Origin of the sequence: Microvirga zambiensis WSM3693 (assembly GCF_016735695.1) — a bacterium.
Lineage (GTDB): Bacteria > Pseudomonadota > Alphaproteobacteria > Rhizobiales > Beijerinckiaceae > Microvirga > Microvirga zambiensis.
The window spans coordinates 1-1,411 of the sequence record NZ_JAERQD010000186.1 but is presented as its reverse complement, the minus strand read 5'-3'; the positions used below and the strand labels follow the sequence as shown (position 1 = coordinate 1,411).

Sequence of the window (1,411 nt, the reverse complement as noted above, 5' to 3'; positions counted from 1 at the left end):
GCGTGACAGCCGCAGGGGGCAATTTTGGACGCCGATCCCCCACCTCAGAGGGTCAACATTGCATGCCGAAACACAGCGATCGGCTGCTGGCGTTGGGCTGCCCTTATGCAGCCGAGCACCTCGATCATCTTCTGACTGAGGCAGTGGGCGAGGCGATGGCGCCGCACGTCTTCCTGGACCGGCTGCTGGAAGTGGAGCACTCGGGGCGCGAAGGACGGCGGGTGAAAACCTCGTTGAAAATGTCGGGTCTGCCGATCGGCCAGACGCTCGAGAACTTTGACTTCGCCTTCCAGCCGGCGATCGAGCGCTCCCGGATCGACACGCTGGCCACGGGCGCGTGGATCCGCAATGCTGAAACCGTCCTGATGCAGGGCCCTCCGGGTGTGGGCAAGACGCACCTCTCCGTGGCGCTCGGGACCCGGGCGGTCGAGATGGGATTCTCGGTCCTGTACTATCGCTTTGATGAACTGATGACAGCGCTGAAGGTCGATGCTGGCCTGCCGCCTGCGCAGTTGAAACGGCGCCGCTACATGAACATGGCTCTGTTGATTGTGGACGAACTCGGCTTCGAGCCCATGACCCGCGAGGAGGCGAGCTTGTTCTTCCGGCTGGTGACCTACCGCTATGGCCGCGGCGCGATTCTGATTACGACGAACAAGAGCATCCGGGAGTGGACTGAACTGCTCGCCGGCGACGAGGTGCTGGCCACCGCCATTCTCGACCGCCTGCTGCACCGGGCCCATGTTCTCAATATCAAGGGGCGCAGCTATCGCCTCCGGGATCTGGAGGAAGCTCTCCAGCGGGCTCATGCTTGAGCCGTCGTAGAACTGGATGTCGCCTTATCTCGTAAATCTGGGTGTCGCTTGACATTCAGTGCCTTCGGGCTCGCCGCAGGCAAGAAGGAGGTGCCATAACGACCACCGCGCCAGGCTGCCTTTCTCGGCCGAAAGCTATAGCCGAGGAAGTCAAACGACTGCACCGGATAGTCGCCGCGCCGGTTCGTGTCCTTGCAGTAGACGATCTTCGTCTTGGCCGGATGAAGAACCAGCCCGCAGGCCCGAAAGCGGACCTCCAGGGCACTCCACAGCGTACGAGCTTCCTCTTCGCTGCGGCAGTGGCAGATGATATCGTCCGCATAGCGCTCGAACAGGATGGCGGGAAAGCTCCGCGCCATCCACATGTCGAACACATAGTGCAGGAACAGGTTCGCCAAGATGGGGCTGATCACCCCGCCCTGAGGCGTGCCTGTCGTGCGCGGGACGATGCTACCGTCCTGCATCTGGAGATTGTGTGCGTCAAGTTCTGCAAAGCGGGGCGGCTCAGCAGGTTGGCTGAGCGGCTTCGCGAAGCTGATCTTTCTTGTGCTCTTTCAGATCCTCCATGTTGAGATAGCGGTGGGCCTCTAGCCAGT

General features: G+C 61.7%; 2 protein-coding genes. One reads left to right on the top strand and one right to left on the bottom strand.

Features of this window, described 5'->3' with window-relative positions:
* The first annotated feature begins 62 nt into the window (after positions 1–62).
* The gene (istB, locus tag JKL46_RS34775; RefSeq protein WP_201843013.1) at positions 63–815 is read left to right on the top strand and encodes an IS21-like element helper ATPase IstB; all 753 of its coding nucleotides are present in this window, start codon (positions 63–65) and stop codon (positions 813–815) included.
* Here the strand turns inward: istB and JKL46_RS34770 are convergent.
* Positions 806–1,279: a reverse transcriptase domain-containing protein gene (locus JKL46_RS34770; RefSeq protein ID WP_343074182.1), complete on the bottom strand. Its 474-nt coding sequence runs from the start codon at positions 1,277–1,279 to the stop codon at positions 806–808. The two genes, istB and JKL46_RS34770, sit on opposite strands and share 10 nt — an antisense overlap.
* Between the last annotated feature and the right edge of the window lie 132 nt (positions 1,280–1,411).

Excerpts from the sequence above, each read along its gene's own strand:
- istB (WP_201843013.1), top strand. The coding sequence starts at position 63 with ATGCCGAAACACAGCGATCGGCTGCTGGCGTTGGGCTGCCCTTATGCA.
- JKL46_RS34770 (WP_343074182.1), bottom strand. The coding sequence starts at position 1,279 with ATGCAGGACGGTAGCATCGTCCCGCGCACGACAGGCACGCCTCAGGGC.